Origin of the sequence: Paenibacillus endophyticus (assembly GCF_014192395.1) — a bacterium.
Classification (GTDB): Bacteria; Bacillota; Bacilli; order Paenibacillales; family Paenibacillaceae; genus Pristimantibacillus; species Pristimantibacillus endophyticus.
This window is the reverse complement of sequence record NZ_JACHXW010000012.1, coordinates 149,488-171,061: the sequence shown is the minus strand read 5'-3', so window position 1 is coordinate 171,061 and position 21,574 is coordinate 149,488. Positions and strand designations below refer to the sequence as shown.

The window sequence follows — 21,574 nt, the reverse complement described above, 5'->3', positions numbered from 1 at the left end:
CCTCGCCGCTGTGTATGAAATCGCTTAGAAGATTTATTCTTCTATAGCGGTTGGCATCACGATCGGACGGTATATTCTCTGGGGAGGAGGCGGAGCACGGAGTTAAGTTGAACTTGTGAACCAGTGCGTACGTATATACGCCGCGCTGGTTCTATTCCAAAACGAATGCGAAAAGAAACATAGGAGGCGTCTATCGATGAAAAGAAAGCTTGCTTTATTAATCGCCCTATACATGGTGTTAACAAGCTTATCCCTCACAGGTGCGATTCAGCCTGTACAGGCTGCCGCTGGTCAGCAGAGCTTTTATGTATCGCCGCTCGGGGATGACAACAACAGCGGAACTTCTGAATTGCCTTTCAAAACATTAGAAAAAGCTAAACTGGCCGTACGCGAAATAAACAGCACGATGACAAGCGATATCTATGTCTATTTGCAGGATGGCGAATATCCGTTAGCGGAGACGCTGACCTTTGGCAGCCTGGACTCCGGAAATAACGGATTCAAGGTTATCTATACCGCTGATTCGGGAGCGAATCCTGTAATTAGCGGCGGCGTAGACATTAGTGCAGGCTGGGAACTCTATGACGCTGACAAAAACATTTATAAGAAAACCGGCGTTGATTGGAATTTCAGACAGCTGTATGTTGACGAGGATCGGGGAATCCGCGCCCGTCAGCCCAATATGACGAATGATGTAGTTAAAGGTCCCTATTACCGGGCGAAAAACGGCGAATATCCTTATGTTGTCGAAGAGGAAGAACGCACCTTGGCCAGCCAATTAAGCGGCACCTCAGCTGAAATGGTCATTGTGCAAAGCTGGAGCCAAGTGCGCGGCCGAATTGACACCATTAATGGAACAACAGGACAAGTCGATTTTAAATTCCCTGAAAGCGGTTTTTCCTATAATCACCATAGCCAAGGAAATTCGCCATACTTCTTTGAAAACGCTTTATCCTTGCTTGACGCAGAAGGCGAATGGTATTTGGATACTGCTGATCAAACGGTATATTACAAGCCGAGAAGCAGCGAAACGATGAATGCCACCCGCATTATCGCGCCGAAGCTGGAGACGGTAGTGAAAATGGAAGGAAGCCCAGGCAGCAAGGTACAGAACATTGAATTATCAGGCATTCAAATGATGCACAGCAATTGGCTCGCGCCATCGAGCTATGGCTACGTGGATGTGCAGGCTGGCTTCAGGTATCAGTCCGTGACTGGCGGCAACAATACGGAAATTAGAAATACGGCCCGTTATACCGCATCCAGAGCGATGCTTGAATTAAAATACACAAGCCATATTACGATTGCTGAAAATACTTTTCAACATGCGGGCAGCTGGGGCATTATGGGGTATGAAGGCACGGACCACACCACCATAACCTGGAATAAGTTTGCCGATAACGCCGGTGGCGGCGTAGCTATGGGCATCGTTGGCGATTTGTGGGATGACAATGAAGGAAAAGATCCAACTTATACGCTGCCCGATGGTCAAAGCCAATATGACACGATCTCCCATAATACCATTGACCATGTCGGCCTTGATTATGGTGATATGGTCGGTATCGGTGCTATGCTGCCTCAAAACATGACGATTGCGAATAATGAAATTAGCAACTTGCCGTATTCCGGCATCAGTATCGGTTGGAACTGGGCGGATACGGATCACGGCATGACGAATAATCAGGTGCATAACAATTACATTCATGATTCGGTTAGGCTTGTTCAGGATGGCGGCGGCATTTATACGCTCGGCCGCATGGATGGGAAATCGAACATCTACCACAACTATATTAAAAACATGCGAAAAGGCGAGTACGCGGCCTGGAACCATATCATGGGCGTATATTTGGATGGGCAGACGAGCTATCGTATGGTTGAGCGAAATGTAATTGATAATACGGAGCATGGCTTCTCTGGCTCAGCGCATGACAATATTATTAGGTATAACTACTATAATGTTGATTTTGGCGGCGTGAATTCTTCAAACACGGCTTATGGGAATTGGAGCGTAGCAGGCAGTAACTGGCCGCAGGAGGCGCTGGATATTATCGCGGCCGCAGGTCCGGGGAAAGCGCCGCTTCCGGAACCGAAAGAGCCTATCAATCTCGCTTTGAAAAAACCGATAACGGCATTCTCGCAAAGCAAGGACCCGGCCTTCGCGGTCGATGGCGATACGACTACGAGATGGGCGCAGGAGGAAGGAAGAAGCGACGCGCAATGGCTTACAGTTGATCTAGGCGGCGTATATGCCATCGCTTCTACGAGTACGATGTTCGAGCTGAACACCGGCTACAAATATAAAATCGAATACTCGGAGGACGGGGATAACTGGGAGCTGTTCGCCGACAAGACAGCAGCGGCTACCACGCAGCAAACCAATCAGGATAGCAATGAGGTTATGGCACGATACATGCGGATCACCATGACTCATGATTGGGGCGGAAGCATCTATGAGTTCAGCGTACACCCTGGAGAAGGCGGGACGCCTGCCGAAGCCAACTCCATGATACAACGGAGCGAGGTCACCTTCGACAAAAACCCGATCAGGCAAACAGACATACAGGTCAAAATGGTATTAAACGGCGGAAAGCTGGACGGAATTAAAAACGGAGCTGCCGAGCTGATAGCGGATCAAGATTATACGTTATTCTGGGATCAGGTTCTAATTCATAAATCTTATCTCCAAACACTGCCAAACGGAGAAAATCATCTGACATTTGATTTTGCGACAGGAGTAGATCCTGTTCTGAAGGTAAATGCCATTGAAGATGACGGTTCCGTTAATGTGGCGCTTAACAAGCCGGCCACGTCTTCATCTCAAAGCCTGGAGCCTGCCAATGCCGTGGACGGGAATCCAAATACAAGATGGGCGCAGCAGGAAGGCATTTGGAATACGGAAGGCTGGCTGATGGTTGATTTGCAGGGCTTATATGCAGTGAAATCCGTTACGACAATGTTCGAATTGCCTAGCGGATATAAATATAAAATCGAAAATTCGATGGATGGGCAGAATTGGAGCACCTATGCGGATCGAATGGGAAGCGAAACGACGCAGCAATCGTATCAGGATAACAACGAAAACGCTGTTTCCGCAAGATATATGAGAATAAAGGCGTTTTACAGCTTAGGTCCGAGCATTTATGAGTTTAGCGTATTTGGCACAAAGATAGGCGCTGATTCCGCGTTGAATCAGACTACGGCTGCTTTTAACAAAAGTCCAAATAGCCAAACCGATCTCACCGTGGGGATGTACCTTCAAGGCAACACACTTACCGGAATAAAAAATAGATCGCTCTATCTGATCCCCGACGCGGACTATAGCGTTTTAGGAAACGAGGTAGTCATTCATCGGTCCTATCTTGCATCGCTCGGCGAAGGGAAAAACAGCCTGACCTTTGAATTCAGCTCAGGTGACAATAAGCAGGTAGAGATCGACGTGACAGAAATCAGCGGCGCTGATATCGATATCGCATTGAGTAAAGCGGTTGTGGCATCGTCCCAAAGCAAAAACCCGTTATATGCTGTAGACGGCAACCCGGAAACAAGGTGGGCGCAGCAGGAAGGGTTAACCTTGCCTCAGTGGCTGAAGGTCGATCTTGGTAAGAATTACGACATCACAGGCGTGAAAACAATATTTGAGCTGGCTGCGGGCTACAAATACAAAATTGAAACCTCGACAGACGGAACTAGCTGGACGACATACGCGGACAAGAGCAGCTCGGCCACGACACAGCAGATCAATGAGGATCGCAAGGAAACGGCTGTTTCAGCGAGATATATTCGTTTGAACGTTACGGATTCGAGTGGAAACGGAGCCAGCGTTTACGATTTGAATGTATTTGCTTTCAAAGAAGCGGTGGCAGCTGATTCCACTGTAAGCCCGACATCGGTCGTGTTTGACAAAAATCCTTCGCTGCAGCTGGACGCAGTGATCGATGTAGCCTTGAATGGTAATACGCTAATTGGCGTAAAAAATGGTGAGTCGCTGCTGACGCCTGATGTGGATTTTACGTGGATGAACGGAAAAGTGACGCTGCTGAAATCGTATTTGGCTGCCCTTGATCCAGGTAATTCGAATCTTACGTTTACATTTAGTGCAGGACTGGATGCCAATCTTCAGGTGCAAGTGGTGAACACGAGCAGCAATGGCAACGGGAATAATGGAGGGAACAATGGAGGATACAACGGCGGCAGCAATGGCGGGAATAATAACGGAAATAACGCCAATGGCCCGGGTGGAGGAGGCAATAGCAATCCTTCGGATGGTGGCACGGAGGTAGGCCAAGGCACGGAAACTCCTAAGTTTACGGATGTTAAGGGTCACTGGGCACAAGCCAAGATCGAGGAAGCAGTGAAGCAAGGCATCGTCAAAGGCTATCAGGATGGCACGTTTAAACCGAATGCAACGGTGTCACGGGCAGAGTTTATTGTCATGCTCATGAATGGTCTGAAGCTAGCTGACAGCAAGTCCGAGCTGAGCTTTGTTGATGGCGATAAGATTGGCGCTTGGTCAGAGGAAGCGATTGCCAGAGCATTGCAAGCGGGAATCGTAACTGGCTATGAGGACGGAAGCTTCCGTCCTTCGGCAAGCGTTAACCGTGCAGAGCTTGCGGTAATAATTGCGAGAGCTGGTGGATTTATACTTACAAATATGGAAGAAACTGGGTTTACAGACGACAGCGAAATTCCAGTCTGGGCCAAAAGCGCTGTATATGCAATGAAGCAAGCGGGAATGTTGAATGGCAGAGCAAATAACTCGTTTGTACCTTTAGCGCATGCTACACGAGCTGAGGCAGTCACAATTATAATAAACTTGTTGAACAGCGAGATAGAATTAATTACGAATTAAATAGTGAAATCTTCATTCATATTCATATTCACATAGGATGAAAAATAAAGCAGATCAAGTTGTCTGCTTTATTTTTTGTGTTAAAAGAAGGCTGCACTTCTTCGGTTTATGTTCAGTCGGCTTCGATGAGTTATTTCTTGTATCCGTTTTACATGGAAATAATCTGCACATTAAAGCGGATAAACTAGCTTCGTCTAAATTTGGAGCTTTTTCTCTCAATCAATGTTGGCTCCATCAACATATTTACCAAGCTTGAGGATATCTTTTGATTGATGCGGCTCATCAGAATCTCAAAAGTGGTCTTTACCATTTCCTCTATAGGTTGATGAATGCTCGAAATCTCCATAATTTTAGCCACGTACGTATCATCAAATCCAATAATACTAACTTCCTCTGGAATCGAAATTTGTCTTTCCTGCGCAGTTCTCATAAATTCAAGGGCCATAATATCGTTTTCTGCAAACACACAAGTGAAATCAAGTTTCTGCACTTGATCAAGATATTTCTCGATATCCCTACGAACCATAAAGGTGCTATTTGAAGTTTCATGTACCTGTATGAAGTGCTCGGGGTTAAACGAAAATCCGTTTTCTTGCAATACATTTACGAAACCGTAAAACTTTTCTCCGTCCTGCTCCGCGCCAATGTACCCATATCTCTTATGTCCAGAATGAATGAATTTCTCGCCAGCCAGTTTGCCTGCTTGAAGATGATTAAGTCCGACGCTATCGATATATTTATAATTTTGGGTAATAACAACGGCAGGAGTATCTAGTTTTGATATTCTATCCAGGTTAAAATCACTTGTTGGTACGATGATAATTCCATCCACCTGACGGGAAAGGAAATTTTGAATGTTTTCCCATTCGGTAACCGGATTGAAATTAGAATTGTGTAAGAGAATATTGTAGCCGTTTTTCCTCGATTCAAGCTCCAAAGAATTTATGATTTCAACATAATATGGATTGTTAATCTCTTTGACGCATATGCCAATGATGTTTGTACTGCTTCTTTTCAGTGCTTGAGCAGCTTTATTGGGTACATATCCGGCTTCTTCAATTACTTTCATGACGGCACTAACTATTTTTTCGTTTACGCCTTTATGACCGTTAATTACCCGAGAAACGGTTGGTTGAGAAACCCTCGCTCGTTTTGCAATTTCTTTCATCGTCATTTTTTCCATTAAAGCTAACCCCTTTCAGACATACTATATCATAAAAAACTTTAGATAAGAATAATTCCTGAATATAATCAGAATATTATTCTTATTTACTGTACAAAATGAGAAATCGTATTCTTGTAATGTGAATAATGATATTGAATTATACCAATGAGTTAACGTATCTGTTGGAGAAAGTGAACGTTGTCCAATAAATATAGGCTGAAAAACCTTTAATATCTCGAAAAAAGTTAAGTGAAAAAACATGTTTAACCTCATTTTAGAATGTTGACAAGGAAAATGATGGATGATAACCTGTAAATGAAAGTGTTTGCATAATGAGAATACGTATTCTTAATTATTCTCAAATTCATGGATTCTATACATTGTAGATTCTCGGGGAGGAGGGGCTGAGCGAAGAAGTAGTGATCTCGACATACAACTGAAATTATAAAGCGATTCATACGGACGATTAACGTCAAATCCAACGAAATGCGGTGAAAATCATGTTTTTCTCAACGAAGCACGCTAATGAATATATTCAAGCAAATAAACATGGGGTTAATGAGAATTATAAGCCATCCTACCATTTTACAGCAGAGATCGGTTGGATCAATGATCCAAATGGATGTTCGTTTTATGGCGGTCAATATCATTTATTCTATCAATATCATCCCTATAGTTCGAAAAATGGTTCGATGCATTGGGGACATGCGGTAAGCAATGACCTTGTGGAATGGAGTCATCTACCCGTCGCACTTGCGCCGGATCAGGCTTATGACATCAACGGATGTTTTTCAGGCAGCGCAATTGAGGATAACGGAAAACACGTCATCATGTATACCGGTCATGTACAACCCAATTCGGGAGATCACTCATTGACAAGGCAAACCCAGTGCATAGCCATTGGCGACGGATTGGAATATATCAAGATTGCAGAAAATCCGGTGCTTACTTCTGAACATCTTCCGGATGGCTTCTCGATCCAGGATTTCAGAGATCCAAAGCTTTGGAAAGATGGCAATCATTATTATGCAGTGATTGGAAGCCGTGCCGAGGAAGGCGTTGGGCAAATTCTCCTTTATCGCTCCACTGATCTGAAGGAATGGGTGTATGTAGGCGTATTGTTGAAGGGAAATCCCATCTTGGGCCATATGTGGGAATGCCCCGATTTTTTTCAGCTGGACGACAAGCATGTTCTGATTATTTCTCCTCAAGGGGTTGAGCGAGACGGGTATAAGCATCACAATCGTGATTCGGTTGTTTATATGGTCGGCAACTTCGATAATGCCAACGGTAAGTTCGAGCCTACCTCGTATGACGAATTAGATTATGGATTCGACTTCTATGCCCCGCAATCGCTTATAGACGATAAAGGCCGAAGAATTCTAATCGGTTGGATGCAATCGTGGGGGCGTTCTATTCCAGTGGACGACTTGGATCACGGATGGTCTGGAATGATGACACTGCCTCGGGAGTTGAGAGTGGAAGGACAACAGATCACCCAGCACCCTATAAGCGAAATCGAATCTTATCGGAGAAACCATGTCCACATCCGAACTGCGCTGCGCGGACAAAGGCGGATTGAAGGTGTGGAAGGTGTACAACTGGAGCTAATGGTCACCTTCAAGCCTAAGGACGCATCTCGATTTGGATTAAAGGTCCGTCAAGGAGAGGGAGAGGAAACGCTGCTGTTCTACGATATAGACGAAGGCGTTTTTACATTAGATCGTTCGAGCAGTGGTCTGGGCATTTCCACGCCTCCTGAAGAAGAAGGTGTGAATGGAAGACGCTCCGTTCCTGTTGCATTGCGTGACGGCGTCTTATCTCTGAGGGTATTTCTCGACCGTTCGAGCGTGGAGGTGTTCATAGACGGAGGAGTAAGAACGATGAGTGCCACAATCTACCCCTCCAGCTCGAGCGCCGGGATCATGTTCGAATCGGTCGGAGAGAGCGAGCTGGTCGTGGACAAATGGGATTTGGAAAGAGAGTACATAAACGGTCTAGGACTTGGTGAACGAGATCTGATTAATGATTAACTGTAATGACGGCTCTCTGAGTACGGATATATAAAGGAAAACCATATTTACCTTCAATGTGTATATGGACATCCTTGAACGACCGGGCTTGGGCGGCAATTTGCCTCAACATGCGGAACCGGGAAGGCCATAACATACGGAGCTGCGAGCGGTATCGTTCAATGGCTGCCAACTTTTTTCTCAAAGAAAGGGAAGGAAGCATGATGCAGACTTCTTCCATGCCTTTGGCCAACTCGCTCCTCCAATTAGGGTCCGTGCCATAATCCAAATAGGGCAAGTCCCGGTAATACATCAGCTTTGATAATGGGAAAGAAGTGCTGGCTACCAATTCGACAGCTTCCCGGACAAGGAGATGGTCGATATGCCTGCCGACGCCGAGAGGGATATAAATAAGGTCGTATTGTGTAAAGTCGATATCGCCAAGCGAAGAGATGATTTCCTTACTGGCGGCCGGTTCTCTGGAAGGATCAGTTTCGAACAACTCGTTCAACTTCCTGTATGTCGGTCCACCTTTTTCATCGAACCTGTAAAGACATTCTGGCAAGCCCAAATGGATAGTGTCAGCACCCAGCAAGGTGCAAGCAGACCGATCCTCTTGGAGCCGTACGTCCATAACCTCTTCATCTCGCAGCCTGAATTTCTTGTGTATGATTCTAGCCAACATGGACAGCCGCTCGGCCGATCCCGTAAAAACCGTCATGACCGTCACGGCATGGCCTGTTCGGACCAGATTATCGATGTAATCCCCGCATGAGATAGCCGCATCATCCAGATGGGGAGATAAGAACAAATGCTTCATTTCGCAATCAGCTCCTATGAAATAATGAATTATTTTCTATTATACCTATATTTTCTCATAAACCAATCTTAAAGCAACGATTAAGTTTTCGAAGGAGTGTTTAAATTGACCATCAAATGGAATACATCAGACATTGCACTAGCCTGTCCTCGCTGCAAAGGCTTCGTTGCAGATTGCAATGACAAATTGGAATGCGCCTCTTGCAATCTGCATTTCGAAATAGTCGCAGGCCAACCCGTCATGATCGAGTCGGGAAACGTCGATTTCCTGAAAGAGGAAGTGAAACGAACGTTCAGCGCAATCAACCAATCACTGGAGGATAAAGGTTTGTCGCGATTCGCAACATTTAACAATTGGGGGTTTGCATCACTCGAACAAGAAGAGGACGAAGGAGATGCCCGAAGGACGAACTCGCTTTTTATCCGGCTGTTATTAGAAGTAATTAATGGGTGCGAACTTATGGGTAAAAAGATTCTGGAAGTAAGCTGCGGCAGGGGAGGCAATGTCAACGCATTGTGTAATTTTTATGGGCCAGATCAGGTAGTAGGTTTGGATTTGACCGAATCGAACATCGCGTTCTGTGCAGCAAACAATCGGTATGACCGAGCCTGGTATGTCGCAGGGGATGCAGAACGGCTTCCATTTTTCGACGATACATTTGACATTGTACTGAATATCGAATCATCGCATCTCTATCCCAATGTTGGCGATTTCTACCAAGAATCATTGCGTGTATTGAAGCCTGGCGGTATGTTTCTCTACGCCGACGTAATGGATGAAGCAGACTTAATTAGAAATACGGCGATCTTGCAGGAGCTAGGGTTTCATATGGTTCATTGTCGAGACATTACCGCAAACGTGCTGAAGGCCGGAGAAACGGCATTTACCAATCGGATGTCCGCATTGAAAGGTTCGTTTGAAAGTGAGCAAGACGTATTAGATTGGCTTGAGGCACCAGGCACGCAGAGGTACGAGGAGATGCAGCAAGGCAAACGGACGTTTCACATTTGGCACTTCGCAAAAGGAGAATCGAATTCATGAGCAGCCAAATCTGGCCTTTATCTGGACTTATAGCTGCTTGTCCGCGCTGTAAGGCCGCTTTGTACGACAAGGGCGGACTATGGGAATGTCCGGTTTGTCTGGGATCCTATTCGAATGTGGAAGGGAGCGCCTATCGATTGACTTTGGATGACGAGCGGGAATCAGAGCATAAGGATTCCGTCAGACACATGTTTACCACGATGCATCGCATGTTGGAAACGAACGGGTTGTCCCGTTTCTCCACATTTGTGAATTGGGGGTATGTGGCCTTAGAGGATCGTGACGAGCCACAGGCGCAGGCCGTTCATCGGAACTCGGTTCGTCTGTTGCGTGAAGCGATCGGTGACACATGCGTGAAAGACAAAGACGTGCTCGAAATCGCTTGCGGCAGAGGCGGGAACGTGTCGACGCTCTGTATGGAGTTCGAACCTAAAAGCGTAGTTGGATTGGATTTGACTGACGTGAACGTCTTGTTTTGCCAAAGCCGAAATCGACGCGAAAACGTTTACTTCTGCATCGGCGATGCTGAGATGCTTCCAATCGGGAATGCTTGCTGCGATATCGTGCTGGTCATTGAAGCCGCGGATTTGTTCCCTAACATCAACCGCTTTTACGACGAGGTATATCGCGTGTTGAAGCCTGGCGGCACGTTTGTTTTTGCTGACGACCTTCCTCTGTTTAAATTCGAAGAAGGAGAGCGGTACTTGCGCGGTCTTGGATTCGACTTTGCATTCCTAAAGGACATTACGGAGAATGTGCTGTTATCCAGCGACTTAGCGGGAAAGAGACGATATTCGACTTTACAAAGGGAGGATGGAATGAAGGACGCAGTACACGAGACAATTGGGTTGCCGGGGACGCGAATCTACGACGAAATGCGAGAAGGCACGCGCCAATACAAATTGGCAAGACTCGTCAAACCTTAGCTCAGGAGTTTCTACTTGTGAAGCTCATCCAATCCTTAGTTAGTATTGCTACTTCTACTTCAGATGGATGGGCTTACTATACAGGGGGGAATAGGTAACAATTACTACTGAAGAATGTGAACCACGGTACTCTTGAAGCAAGACTGGAAAATGGATCTTACATTGCAATGGTAATTGTAGGTTCTAAATTGAATTATCGATTCAGTAAAGATAATAAAAGTCCAAAAGTGACGATTCATCTTACCATAAAAGGTGAAATTCTTGATTCGATGGGCATCCACTTTCCAACACAAGAACAGCGGATGATAAAGGATCGTTTCGAAAAGGATCTTGAAAAAGAGGGAATGGATCTTTTTCAAATATTTATAAAAGAAGGAATCGACCCGCTCGGAATAGGAGATTTCGTAAGGAGTAAAACGCGAAAATGGGAAGGGAAGGTATGGAAACTTGAATATCAAACGCTGAACGTACGTTTGATTGTTAAGGTGAACCTTACCGAAACGGGAATCAGGAAATGAAGGAAATGTCCTGATAAACTGTAAATTCTTTAAGAGAAAATACTTGTCGTTTACTAATGAAAATCCATCTTTCTCACTCCAGAACCTTATCAAATGAATATGTGATTATATTTGATTGAGGTATAAATATAAAAGGAAGAAAGAAATGATGTCACAAATTGAATTCGCTAATTGTCTTATAAGCGCATTCAGATAAAGAACGGGGAGGTATAAAATAAAATTAAATCAATCAAAAATCAAACGAAATCGCACACTTTTTTTAAAACGTCCGTTCCGCAAATTTGAGTCACTGCTTCAATTAGTTCGAGGATTGCTTTACTTTAACAGTATCGAATGGTACCTCATTTCATTTTCTATACCATGCTTAGTAAGCTAGGTCTGACGGTCATGCCATGTCAAGCTGCCTCTTTGCGTGGAGAAATAATATAACACTTATCATGCGAGTTGCGATAGCCCACGAGGCTAAAGGAGGTAGCTATAATGATCAAACATTTAGTCACAGAAGAACAATGGAGGGAAGCATTTCCCGTAATGAATGAGCTCCGTACGAATATGACTTTGGAACTTTTCATTGAAACGGTAAAAACAATGACAAATGAAGGCTATCAACTGATAGCGATTTATGATAATAACGAAATTGCAGGTGTAACGGGAATTATTTGCAGAACCAATTTTTATTATGGGAAACACGTTTTTGTTTATGATTTGGTAACCAAATCATCAGTACGTTCAAAAGGATACGGAGCAAGGTTGCTTGACTACGTTTATCAAATAGGAAAAGAACAGGAATGCAAGGTCGTGGCCTTAGACTCTGCATTCAATAATAGCAAGGCGCATAAGTTTTATCACCAGATGGGTTTTGAACAATTTTGTTACTCATTTAGAAAACTGTTATAACGAATACGAGATGTCAAGCGAAAAAAAAGTTTCATTGATGGTCTATTTTGGAATCATTCATATTTATAATGATAATTTAGATTGTATGTTCTGGATTGATATATAAACATTAAAACCTCGTTCCTTCTTTAGGAACGGGTTTTTTGTATATCTATTAGATGTTGGTGCTGATTCAGCCAATAAAAATCGGAATATTGCTTCCATGAAATATTGATTTTGCTTTTCAAAATGCAAAGTAAAGATTCACTACGGACAGTTGAGCGTCAACCATCTGAAGCGAAAATAAAAAACGCAGGTTTATGTGTCTGCATCATCCGATCTGTAAGCATTGTATGCGAGCATCGATTGAATTTTGTGGATCGGCAGTAGATGGGGTTTTCTCCATTCAATTATTATGATCACCGCTTTCCTCATTAAGACAAATAGGAAACACCAGTCAGAGACTCCGATACTTTCCATAGTCGTCCCATCGTCTCCGACTCATACAGCTTTAGAACGGACGAATCTATTTCAGGAAAGCCCATATTACCACCTTTACCATCTGGTCCGATGTATTCACCGCCATTTAGCGATGGTTCTGTCGCAGCGAATAACGTTGGCAATGCTCCCATCTCCGCGGATTGGGTTCCAATAAGTTTGACCACTATTTTCATGAATAGGCTTGTTGGCTTACCAGATCCAAGTGAGTACAGATTCGTATTTGCTCTGCCAGGGTGACTCCCAAGACTGATGGTGTTGGAACCATTTTCCCGCAGTCGTTGATTCAATTCTTGAGCGAATAGGAGATTAGCCAGCTTGCTTTGACGATAAAATTCAACCTTTTTATAACCCTTGCTGCCGTCCAAATTATTGAAATCAATTTTCGCTCCTTTGATGGCGGTACTGCTTAACGTAACGACACGCGATGTTGTCTCATTATTCAGCGCTGGTAATAAAAGTCCTGTGAGAGCGAAATGACCAAGGTGATTACTTCCGAATTGGAGTTCGAACCCGTCCTTAGTTTTCAAATATGGCGGGGTCATGACACCAGCATTATTAATCAGCAAATGTAGTGAGTCGTACGATTGCTCAAACTCATGAGCGAATTTGCGGACGCTGGTAAGGTCGCTAAGGTCCAGCATCATCAATTTCAGATTCGCTCCTGGATTCTCCAACTTGATTTGTCTGACGGCCTCTTCGCCTTTTTCCACGTTTCGTATGGCCATGATTACTTCAGCTCCTTTAGAAGCAAAAGCTCGGGCGGTTTGATATCCTATACCACTGCTCGCACCTGTAATAACAACCCGATTTCCTTGCTGGGTCGGCATTTGATTGACTGTCCAATTTGTCCTCATTGTAATCCTCCTAATTTGGTATTTCTTTAGTAATGAATAAAAAACTATCGCTCTACCAATAATCTCTCTTAAACGGTAAGAGTTTGTTTTGTTGATTGCCTAGACAATGCTCGGCTATATGAAAAGCTTTTATCCGATACTTGTTCATTATTATATAGGCAAGATTCGTTATTACAATCGTTAAAAAACGCACTTTTGTTAAATAAACAACATAGTTGGTTCAAATGTTGTCAAACTATAAGGCTATACCTTGTTGATACGGCGCACAAAGCAAACCTAAAATGCACGATAAGTGAATCGAAGATCATCCACTCGAAATATACGCGAGAAGAATTCCTCAAATATTAAGGAAGTACACTTTTGGTAATCTCTTACGGTTTATTTTTATTTTCAGAGGACGGGGCAACCATGATCCTAATGGGGTCGGGCAACATACAAATGAAAATTAGTTTATGACTAATAAATATAAAGTGTTTAATAAAGAGGTAATTGTCACAAAATAGACTCGGATATCGTTTCATTAGAGTAAACAAAATTGAGGAGGAATTAATTATGACACAACGCTTAAATTATATGCAGCAATCTCCCGAGCTTTTCAAAGGAATGATGGGTTTCAGCATGTCTGAGAAGAAGAGCTCTATTGAAGAAGGAATCCTTCATCTCGTTCATATCAGGGCATCGCAAATGAATGGTTGTGGATTCTGTCTGGATATGCACATTAAGCAGGCTAAAATTCATGAAGAGAGTGAATTACGCCTATACCACATCTCGATATGGCGTGAATCAACACTGTTCTCACCTCGTGAACGAGCTGCTCTTGCATGGACGGAAATCTTGACTAGCCTCCCAGAACACGGTGTATCAGATGAAATTTATGATCGAGTACGTGGGCAATTCTCTGAAAAAGAAATATCCGATTTGACATTCTCAGTCATGGCAATAAATGCTTGGAATCGTGTAAACATAGCCTTCAAATATGTACCTGGTTCTGCTGATGTAGAGTACGGATTAACGAAAGCCGGTTTGAGCTAATCGCCTGGTTTGGTCCATCTAGCTACAAAGAATTAACAACTCAATAAAGATTTAACCATAAGAAAAGGTCTTAGTGTGTCTGGAATTGCCCCTAAAGCATACATCGGAATCCCGAAAGGGATTTGATGAATATTTAAGGTTTTTTTTTATTTCATAGAAGAGATTCGATTGATAATATAAGGAGTATTCAGGAGTCGCTTGGAGGTGAGTATAGATTTCAAATTGACCCTTATTATAGGGAATAATCGAAAAATGTAGTGACTTTTTAAGTCAGTATCGAGGCAGCACTATCCCAGAGGATTTCCCAAGAATCAGCATAATATCAAATAGTCCTATGTTTACACCATTAAATACAATGAGTATCCAAGCTCAATCATACTCCATCAAGTTCTTGTCATTGCCCAAAGTTAAGAACTTGATCCCATTTCCATTTTGAGACAAGAACATTGTCCCATTCCTGACAGGAATGGGGGATTCAATAAAGTATATTCTGATTAGTATTTACACAAAATTACTGCTGAAAACATGGTGAATTACGCCCACTTGACTTGAAGTAAGGTTTAAGACGTAAAATAGCGTAGCATGCCGTACGAGCACGCAGTGTTGCATCTCAAATTATAGCCGGACGAGTGCTTAGTAACAAAGTTGTACAAGAAGTTCCACATGCTCCGTTTGATTGATTCAAACAGTCAGGAATAGGACGTGACTCCGGTCGTTATGGTCTGGAGGATCATGTCGAACCAATGGCTATGCTCGGCTTCATCGAAGAGTGATGCTGCATGAGCAAAATTCAAAGTGAAGCGCTCAGCGGAATCGATAATAAGAACTTGTGACATGTTTGCTAGCATGGAATTATAAAACAACCAGCTCGAATGAGGAACTGGTTGTTTAGTCATCATTTATTAACTTGATAAAGCTTACTTTTGGATACACAGAATAGCTGAATCATGGAGGGAAAAACATTGGAATACACGATTAAGAATGTAGCAGAAAAATTTAATATAGCGGCTCATACTTTACGTTACTATGAAAGAGAAGGTTTGCTTCCCCCAGTTCACCGGCTAGAAAACGGTAGAAGAATTTACAGCGAGACAGATTTGATGAGAATTCAAATGATCTGTTGCATGAGGGAAACCGGTATGTCTATCGATGCGATTAAACATTACAATATGTTAAATCTTCTGGGTGAAGATACACTTCCGGAAAGACGTCAAATTATATTTCACCAAAAGGAGATTGTTGAGAAGCATATCAATGAGTACCAAAAGTACTTTGAATTACTGACACAAAAATTGCATTATTATGATTCGTTAGATGCTCAAATAAGAGAGAAGGGGCGGCCATAAGTTATTCATCCACATGAAATCTAATTCGCGGCTACAGTGTCGCTAAGTACTTTTCAGTTTGAGCCATGTGGTGGTGATCGTGTCCAATCATATCGTTAATAAAATCGTGAATGACAAAGGAAGTTCCTTCAAGATAATGATATTCTTTTGTGAAATAGGCTGCTGGGATGTGTTTTAATTTTTGCAAAAGTTGTTTTCGTGTCTCAATGGTTAGCTTAATTATGTTATCCCTTGAGGTTTGTTCAGCAAATGTAATTGCACTTTGATTAAACGCTTCGACATCAATTTCATAACTCGCAGATAACTCAGTAATTTCGGCGTTCGCATCAATCGAGTGAAAAGCATGTTCAATATAATACTTATCCCATAGCATCAGATGACTTGTGATACCCATAACTGACCATTTCTCTGCGGAAATGGGTCTTGTCAAAAGATAACACTGAAACTGTTGTAAAGATTCAACAAACGGGATCAATTTTTCGTATCCTTCAATCAGTGTTGTTTTTGTTAAATTAGTCATTATTTTCTCCATCTTTTGAAGGAATTCACCTCTTAACAATAGACTTTACTCGTACATAAAGTGACAATGAATTAACCATAAAACCGTTATGCCAATTCTTTATTGATTTAGCCTTACTCGCATCATATCCACAAATTCTTGATTGCCCATGGTTTGTCGAGCTTCAACCAGTGGTTCTACAACACCCGGTATAACATAGCGCAGTTGGGTTTTACCATCTGTTGCGGCTTCATAAATCTTTTTTGCCACATCTTCCATGCTTATACCTTTATCTGTTGAGAGCCATAAAAAGAATCGGTTTACGTCTTCCAAAAAATCATCGTAGGCGTGTGGCAGGGGCAATGCGGGCTTGTTATGTTCTGTCGTGGCGGCATAATTACTGTCGAACCCGCCCGGTTCAACTAGTTTCACTGTAATGTTCTGGGAAGCGAGCTCATAGGAAATGGATTCACTAAAACCCTCAATCGCAAATTTACTGCTACTATAAATTGAAATGTTTGGGATACCGATTAAACCGCCACAGGAACTAATATTGATTAATGTTCCTCCACCATTTGCTCTAAAGTGAGGAATAATCCCGCGGGTGACATCCATGACTCCGATAACGTTTGTTTCGAACTGCTTGATGATTTGTTCGCGAGAAATGGATTCAAACACGCCATTTTGGCCGTATCCTGCATTATTAACAAGAGCATCGATTTTCCCAAAACGTTCTATACCCGCTTGAATAGCCTCGGCGATACTGTCTTGGTCAAGTACATCTAAACGTGTGACGAATACACCTTCCAGTATGTTCAATTCAGTTTCTTTTTCAGGTGACCGCATCGTTGCAATAACATTCCAACCGCTTGCAGCAAAAAGTTCAACAGCCGCTCGTCCCAGGCCGGACGACGTACCCGTAATAAGTATTGTTTTCATTCGATTCGCTCCCTTTAGGTAAGTGTTTCCCAAGCTGACGTGGGATGATTGTATTATAAATCTTAAAGTTCACTTCAAGTCAATGTTGTGTTTTGACCTGATGAGTCCGCTCCTGAAAAATGTACATGCTTTTATAATAAGACACACAGTTGTCCAATTATACGGGGTATATTAACTGTGTGATTGCGGAGAACCGCAGTGCAAGGAGGAGATGGCATCGTGGAAAACATTCAAGATAAGGTCATTATCATCACTGGAGCATCAAGCGGTATCGGTCAAGCGACGGCGCTTTTGCTGGGTAAATACGGAGCAAAGGTAGTACTGGCTGCTCGAAGAGAAGAGCGTCTAAAAGCCATTGCAGAGCAAATACAACAAATTGGCGGTAGTGCGGTTTATGTTAAAACGGATGTAGTGTCGGTAACGGAAATGAGAAAGCTTGCTGATTATGCAATACAGCAATTTGGACAAATTGATGTTCTAATTAATAATGCGGGAATCATGCCGCTTTCGTATATTCACGAACTGAAAATTCACGAATGGGACAATATGGTGGACGTCAATATTAAAGGCGTTCTGTACGGTATTGCAGCAGTTCTACCTAAGATGAGAGAGCAAAAGTCAGGACATATCATTACGGTGTCATCAGTGTCCGGTTACAGGGTAGATCCTACGGCTGCAGTATACAGTGGAACTAAATTTGCCGTAAGAGCTATCTCCGAAGGCGTTCGTCAGGAAGAAGGACCAACCTCCAACATTCGTACGACCATCGTTTCTCCGGGAGTTACGTCTACGGAATTGACCGAATCCATAACCAATGATGAAATTAAGGGTTGGGTGGATCAAATGAGCCATTTCGCCATTTCTCCGGACAGCATCGCAAGAGCGATCGCTTTTGCGATTAACGAGCCTGCAAATACAAGCGTCAATGAAATGATCGTTCGACCAACTCTTCAGCCTTCCTAATGAAAAGCATTCTGAGACGCAGTGACCGTTTAGTTGAATATTTGCCTACACAATTGGGAGGTGAAATGCAGTGGCGGTTGGCAGGCTTTTTGAAATCCTGTATAAGCTCTTGAATAAAAGAACGATAACAGCTGGCGAATTGGCCGAGCATTTCGAGGTATCCACTCGAACAATCTACCGGGATATCGATACGCTGAGTGCCACAGGCATTCCCGTTTACGCAAGTAAGGGTAAAGGTGGAGGCATTTCACTGCTAGAAGGTTATTCCTTTAATGCTTCTATGTTAACCGAAAGGGAGCAAGAAGATGTGCTGGCTGCGCTGCATAGTCTGGCTGCTGCGGACTATCCGGATATTCATGCGGTGCTGCATAAAATGGGGATGTTGTTTAAAAAAGAGGGAAGACAGTGGCTTGAAGTCGATTTTTCGCCATGGGGAAGCGAAGATCAACGGCGTCAACTTTTTCCGCAGCTTCGCCAAGCGATTGCCGATAGCCGATTAATTCAATTCCGGTACTATAATGGTGCGGGCCATGAGAGCTCACGACAAGCAGAGCCGACTCAACTTTTGTTCAAGAGCAAATCATGGTACTTGGCAGCATTTTGTTTGGCCAGCAATGCCCAACGTGTTTTTAAAATCAGTCGGATGAAAGATGTCGTCGTTTTGGACAGTTCCTTTGAACCGAGACTTGTAGCAGCAGCAATCGATCTGGCTGAAGAACATGCCGTTCGCGAATCGGTGAAAATAACGATACGGTTATCGGCCAAAGGGGCTTATAGGGTGTTTGACGAATTCGACGACGCCGCAATTACGGTGAATGATGACGGGTCATACACTGTGTCAGCCGTTCTTCCGGAGGGGACTTGGCTTTACGGCTACTTGCTCTCCTTCGGCGATCTGCTGGAAGCGGTAGAACCTGAGCGTGTAAGAACCAGCATAATGACCCAATTGGATACGATGACAATTAGGTTAGATACAGCCGCGCTGGGCAGAGATCTTACCTGTGCTAATAATAAGGAGGAATAAAGATGACTCAGGTGGGTTTACCTTCGGTCGTAATCGATTACTTAGAAGCTTCGAACCGGCACGATGTTGAAGGTTATGCTCGGACGTTCTCCAACGATGGACGGATTGAGGAAGATTCTTTGGGGCGGGAACTTGTAGGTACGAAGGAGATTATAGACTACTTTAAGACTTATTTCATTGGAACGAACACTCATACGGATATCATTGAATATACCGTCATCGACGAAGTCGTCGATATGCGCGTATGGTTCAAAGGCGATTTTGTTGGCAAAAAAATTATCGGGCTTTATAAATTCTTCCTGAATAACGGACGGATTGAAAAATTGAAGTGTGATTTGGAATAAATAGCTACGGATTCTCAGATGTAATGATCTACGGTCGTGGTATAAATGATAGGGGAGAAAGAGTAACAATTGGCCAACCTGGTGATGATGAAGAATCTTTTGTAAATGCACAGAGTAGCAAGGCATACGATTTTAAAGGTTATATTCAGATTGCAGGTTCTGCCAAAAGGCTACGTTACCAAGGAGCTGCAGATGAATCCTGATGTGTATGGAGTTGAAATTACCAAAGAGTCCTTAGCCATGAGTATGTATTGGAAACTCGAGGACTTCAATAAATAAGTGAAAATCAACGAGTGGCAGACTTATTCATTATTTTGAGTAGGTCTGCCTAATTTAAGCGAGGTACTTATATGGGTGGATTAAAGAAAACATTAATTGGAGGCATAGTTTTATTTTTTTACTTGCAGCGGGGTTAAGTTATTGGGATGTAATTTACGGTAAATATGTTGCATTTTCTTTTTTTAATAATCTTACAATGGGTAAAATTGAGGATTCTGCAAGTCACATTTATTTTTATAGCGGTGAGAATACAGATGATATAATTGGAATACGGCTAAAAGTTCCTGGATTGAACGAGTTCATGTTTTAAAAAGTGATAACGCTAGAAACAATGATGAGACTTTAGCTACTGCACTTGATCGAGACTTTGTAAGAAAATTTGCAGAAGAGTTTATTCGGTTTTTCATCGAAAAAAATTAAAATAACTGGTGGAAACATCAGTTAACAGCACAGGAAGGTGTGTATGATTATGAACTGTTGTTATACAAAAAAGATGTAGATTTACATAAAGCTCCCCACTACGGAAACCTTATATTTATAGGGTTTTTCCCTACTTTATAGGAAATTGACACTAAATCGCCAACTTTGTTATATTCCTTCTTTCTTTCCTTTTTACATGGGATTCACGAATTGATAATGGATATACGATTGCCATTACGAATGCTTTTTTTTTGTTCAGATGACTCAACTGATTTAATGTGTTTAAATATCAATAATAGATACGAACTTGATAATCAGGTCCATTGTTAGATGGCACCCCCGATAGTAAGATACAAGTATAGCTGACGGGGGCCGCAGATAACAATCACTGATCATGGAGAGGGGATCTATACGATGCTAGCAAAGGAATCCGAACGATTAAAGCCGCTTACGGACGCTCAGCTCGAGCAGTATAAGCGAGATGGATTTATTATTATAAAACAAGGATGCAGCTCCGATTTGATTGATGCTTTTAACAGACATATCTTTGAGATTCGCTCAGCACCGCTAAGCGAGATGCCCGATTGGGCACGCACCTCGGAGAAGGCACGTTTCTCGACAAGACTGTTCAATCCGCACCAGCATGACAGCTTTTCGAGGCAAATGATGAAGCTTCCAATCGTACGAGGCACATTGGCCCAGCTGATGGAGCGGGAAGCGGTATGCGTGCAAAGCATGTTTTTCTATAAGGAGCCCGGCTCGCATGGCCAAGCTGCGCATCAGGATTATTATTATATTAAAAATGATCCGATGACGATGGTTGCGGCATGGATTGCCACGGAGGACAAGGTGGATGAGCAAAATGGCTGTTTATGGGTCATTCCGGGCACGCATAAGCTTGGGCTGTTGCCGCATGGCAAGGTTAAAAATCTCGAGGAGCATGAAGAGTGGACGGATGAGACCGAGGGCGTGGATTTGTCTCAGCAAATTCCGGTCATTATGGAGAAAGGCGATATTTTATTTTTTCATGAGCTGCTGATTCATTCCTCCAACCGCAACCGAAGCACAGATCGTTGGCGCCGCTCTTACGTATGCCATTATATCCGTGAGGATTCGGCCGTTACGCTTCGTGAAGATTTGCGCGAGAAATATTCGTTGGTTTAAAC

The 21,574-nt window shown here is 43.1% G+C and carries 18 protein-coding genes; 13 read left to right on the top strand and 5 right to left on the bottom strand.

Going from position 1 to position 21,574, the window contains the following annotated elements:
• Positions 1-196: 196 nt before the first annotated feature.
• Positions 197-4,849, top strand: a complete 4,653-nt coding sequence (locus FHS16_RS19395; protein WP_183566310.1) for a X2-like carbohydrate binding domain-containing protein — start codon at positions 197-199, stop codon at positions 4,847-4,849.
• A 184-nt stretch (positions 4,850-5,033) separates the two neighbouring features.
• Here the strand turns inward: FHS16_RS19395 and FHS16_RS19390 are convergent, their stop codons facing one another.
• Positions 5,034-6,032, bottom strand: coding sequence for a LacI family DNA-binding transcriptional regulator (locus tag FHS16_RS19390; protein ID WP_183566307.1), 999 nt, complete (start codon positions 6,030-6,032; stop codon positions 5,034-5,036).
• A gap of 482 nt (positions 6,033-6,514) precedes the next feature.
• On the opposite strand from FHS16_RS19390, the gene FHS16_RS19385 reads away from it, so the two are divergent.
• Positions 6,515-8,047 carry a glycoside hydrolase family 32 protein gene (locus FHS16_RS19385; protein ID WP_183566304.1) on the top strand — a complete coding sequence of 511 codons (1,533 nt, stop codon included), beginning with the start codon at positions 6,515-6,517 and terminating at the stop codon, positions 8,045-8,047.
• Here the strand turns inward: FHS16_RS19385 and FHS16_RS19380 are convergent.
• Positions 8,037-8,846 (bottom strand): PIG-L deacetylase family protein, encoded by an 810-nt coding sequence (locus FHS16_RS19380; RefSeq protein WP_183566301.1) that lies wholly within the window; start codon positions 8,844-8,846, stop codon positions 8,037-8,039. The genes FHS16_RS19385 and FHS16_RS19380 overlap by 11 nt on opposite strands.
• A 105-nt stretch (positions 8,847-8,951) precedes the next feature.
• Here FHS16_RS19380 and FHS16_RS19375 point away from each other — a divergent pair, with 105 nt between their 5' ends.
• The 4 genes from FHS16_RS19375 (at position 8,952) to FHS16_RS19360 (ending at position 12,228) form a co-directional block, all read left to right on the top strand.
• Positions 8,952-9,887 (top strand): methyltransferase domain-containing protein, encoded by a 936-nt coding sequence (locus tag FHS16_RS19375; RefSeq protein ID WP_183566298.1) that lies wholly within the window; start codon positions 8,952-8,954, stop codon positions 9,885-9,887.
• On the top strand, positions 9,884-10,813 hold the full coding sequence (locus FHS16_RS19370) for a class I SAM-dependent methyltransferase (RefSeq protein WP_183566295.1): 930 nt from the start codon (positions 9,884-9,886) through the stop codon (positions 10,811-10,813). The genes FHS16_RS19375 and FHS16_RS19370 overlap by 4 nt, the downstream gene beginning before the upstream one ends.
• Positions 10,814-10,920: 107 nt before the next feature.
• Positions 10,921-11,331, top strand: a complete 411-nt coding sequence (locus FHS16_RS19365; RefSeq protein ID WP_281379151.1) for a Ger(x)C family spore germination C-terminal domain-containing protein — start codon at positions 10,921-10,923, stop codon at positions 11,329-11,331.
• A 480-nt stretch (positions 11,332-11,811) separates the two neighbouring features.
• A complete protein-coding gene (locus FHS16_RS19360; RefSeq protein ID WP_183566289.1) occupies positions 11,812-12,228 on the top strand; it encodes a GNAT family N-acetyltransferase in 417 nt (138 codons plus the stop codon).
• A gap of 413 nt (positions 12,229-12,641) precedes the next feature.
• On the opposite strand, the gene FHS16_RS19355 is transcribed toward FHS16_RS19360, so the two are convergent.
• Entirely contained in the window at positions 12,642-13,562 is a 921-nt protein-coding gene (locus tag FHS16_RS19355; protein ID WP_183566286.1) for an oxidoreductase, read from the bottom strand.
• 552 nt (positions 13,563-14,114) lie between these two features.
• On the opposite strand from FHS16_RS19355, the gene FHS16_RS19350 reads away from it, so the two are divergent.
• Together FHS16_RS19350 and FHS16_RS19345 are read left to right on the top strand one after the other, a co-directional pair.
• Entirely contained in the window at positions 14,115-14,594 is a 480-nt protein-coding gene (locus FHS16_RS19350) for a carboxymuconolactone decarboxylase family protein (protein ID WP_183566283.1), read from the top strand.
• Positions 14,595-15,556: 962 nt separating this feature from the next.
• Positions 15,557-15,940 (top strand): MerR family transcriptional regulator, encoded by a 384-nt coding sequence (locus FHS16_RS19345; protein WP_183566280.1) that lies wholly within the window; start codon positions 15,557-15,559, stop codon positions 15,938-15,940.
• A gap of 31 nt (positions 15,941-15,971) precedes the next feature.
• Here FHS16_RS19345 and FHS16_RS19340 read toward each other — a convergent pair whose 3' ends face one another.
• Positions 15,972-16,460, bottom strand: a complete 489-nt coding sequence (locus tag FHS16_RS19340) for a DinB family protein (protein ID WP_183566277.1) — start codon at positions 16,458-16,460, stop codon at positions 15,972-15,974.
• Between the two features lie 99 nt (positions 16,461-16,559).
• The gene (locus tag FHS16_RS19335; protein ID WP_183566274.1) at positions 16,560-17,378 is read right to left on the bottom strand and encodes an SDR family oxidoreductase; all 819 of its coding nucleotides are present in this window, start codon (positions 17,376-17,378) and stop codon (positions 16,560-16,562) included.
• 219 nt (positions 17,379-17,597) lie between these two features.
• Here FHS16_RS19335 and FHS16_RS19330 point away from each other — a divergent pair, with 219 nt between their 5' ends.
• From FHS16_RS19330 to FHS16_RS19310, 5 genes are all read left to right on the top strand, one after another.
• Positions 17,598-18,341, top strand: a complete 744-nt coding sequence (locus tag FHS16_RS19330) for an SDR family oxidoreductase (protein ID WP_183566272.1) — start codon at positions 17,598-17,600, stop codon at positions 18,339-18,341.
• Positions 18,342-18,411: 70 nt separating this feature from the next.
• Entirely contained in the window at positions 18,412-19,365 is a 954-nt protein-coding gene (locus FHS16_RS19325) for a helix-turn-helix transcriptional regulator (RefSeq protein WP_183566269.1), read from the top strand.
• 2 nt (positions 19,366-19,367) lie between these two features.
• Positions 19,368-19,709, top strand: a complete 342-nt coding sequence (locus tag FHS16_RS19320; protein ID WP_183566266.1) for a nuclear transport factor 2 family protein — start codon at positions 19,368-19,370, stop codon at positions 19,707-19,709.
• A gap of 23 nt (positions 19,710-19,732) precedes the next feature.
• Positions 19,733-19,912, top strand: coding sequence for a hypothetical protein (locus tag FHS16_RS19315; RefSeq protein ID WP_183566263.1), 180 nt, complete (start codon positions 19,733-19,735; stop codon positions 19,910-19,912).
• A gap of 910 nt (positions 19,913-20,822) precedes the next feature.
• A complete protein-coding gene (locus tag FHS16_RS19310) occupies positions 20,823-21,572 on the top strand; it encodes a phytanoyl-CoA dioxygenase family protein (protein ID WP_183566260.1) in 750 nt (249 codons plus the stop codon).
• Positions 21,573-21,574: the final 2 nt, after the last annotated feature.

Bases quoted from the DNA above. Each gene is read 5' to 3' on its own strand.
- FHS16_RS19385 (WP_183566304.1), top strand. From the start codon at position 6,515: ATGTTTTTCTCAACGAAGCACGCTAATGAATATATTCAAGCAAATAAA.
- FHS16_RS19355 (WP_183566286.1), bottom strand. From the start codon at position 13,562: ATGAGGACAAATTGGACAGTCAATCAAATGCCGACCCAGCAAGGAAAT.
- FHS16_RS19350 (WP_183566283.1), top strand. From the start codon at position 14,115: ATGACACAACGCTTAAATTATATGCAGCAATCTCCCGAGCTTTTCAAA.
- FHS16_RS19360 (WP_183566289.1), top strand. From the start codon at position 11,812: ATGATCAAACATTTAGTCACAGAAGAACAATGGAGGGAAGCATTTCCC.
- FHS16_RS19340 (WP_183566277.1), bottom strand. From the start codon at position 16,460: ATGACTAATTTAACAAAAACAACACTGATTGAAGGATACGAAAAATTG.
- FHS16_RS19335 (WP_183566274.1), bottom strand. From the start codon at position 17,378: ATGAAAACAATACTTATTACGGGTACGTCGTCCGGCCTGGGACGAGCG.
- FHS16_RS19380 (WP_183566301.1), bottom strand. From the start codon at position 8,846: ATGAAGCATTTGTTCTTATCTCCCCATCTGGATGATGCGGCTATCTCA.
- FHS16_RS19390 (WP_183566307.1), bottom strand. From the start codon at position 6,032: ATGGAAAAAATGACGATGAAAGAAATTGCAAAACGAGCGAGGGTTTCT.
- FHS16_RS19370 (WP_183566295.1), top strand. From the start codon at position 9,884: ATGAGCAGCCAAATCTGGCCTTTATCTGGACTTATAGCTGCTTGTCCG.
- FHS16_RS19310 (WP_183566260.1), top strand. From the start codon at position 20,823: ATGCTAGCAAAGGAATCCGAACGATTAAAGCCGCTTACGGACGCTCAG.
- FHS16_RS19315 (WP_183566263.1), top strand. From the start codon at position 19,733: ATGATCTACGGTCGTGGTATAAATGATAGGGGAGAAAGAGTAACAATT.
- FHS16_RS19320 (WP_183566266.1), top strand. From the start codon at position 19,368: ATGACTCAGGTGGGTTTACCTTCGGTCGTAATCGATTACTTAGAAGCT.
- FHS16_RS19395 (WP_183566310.1), top strand. From the start codon at position 197: ATGAAAAGAAAGCTTGCTTTATTAATCGCCCTATACATGGTGTTAACA.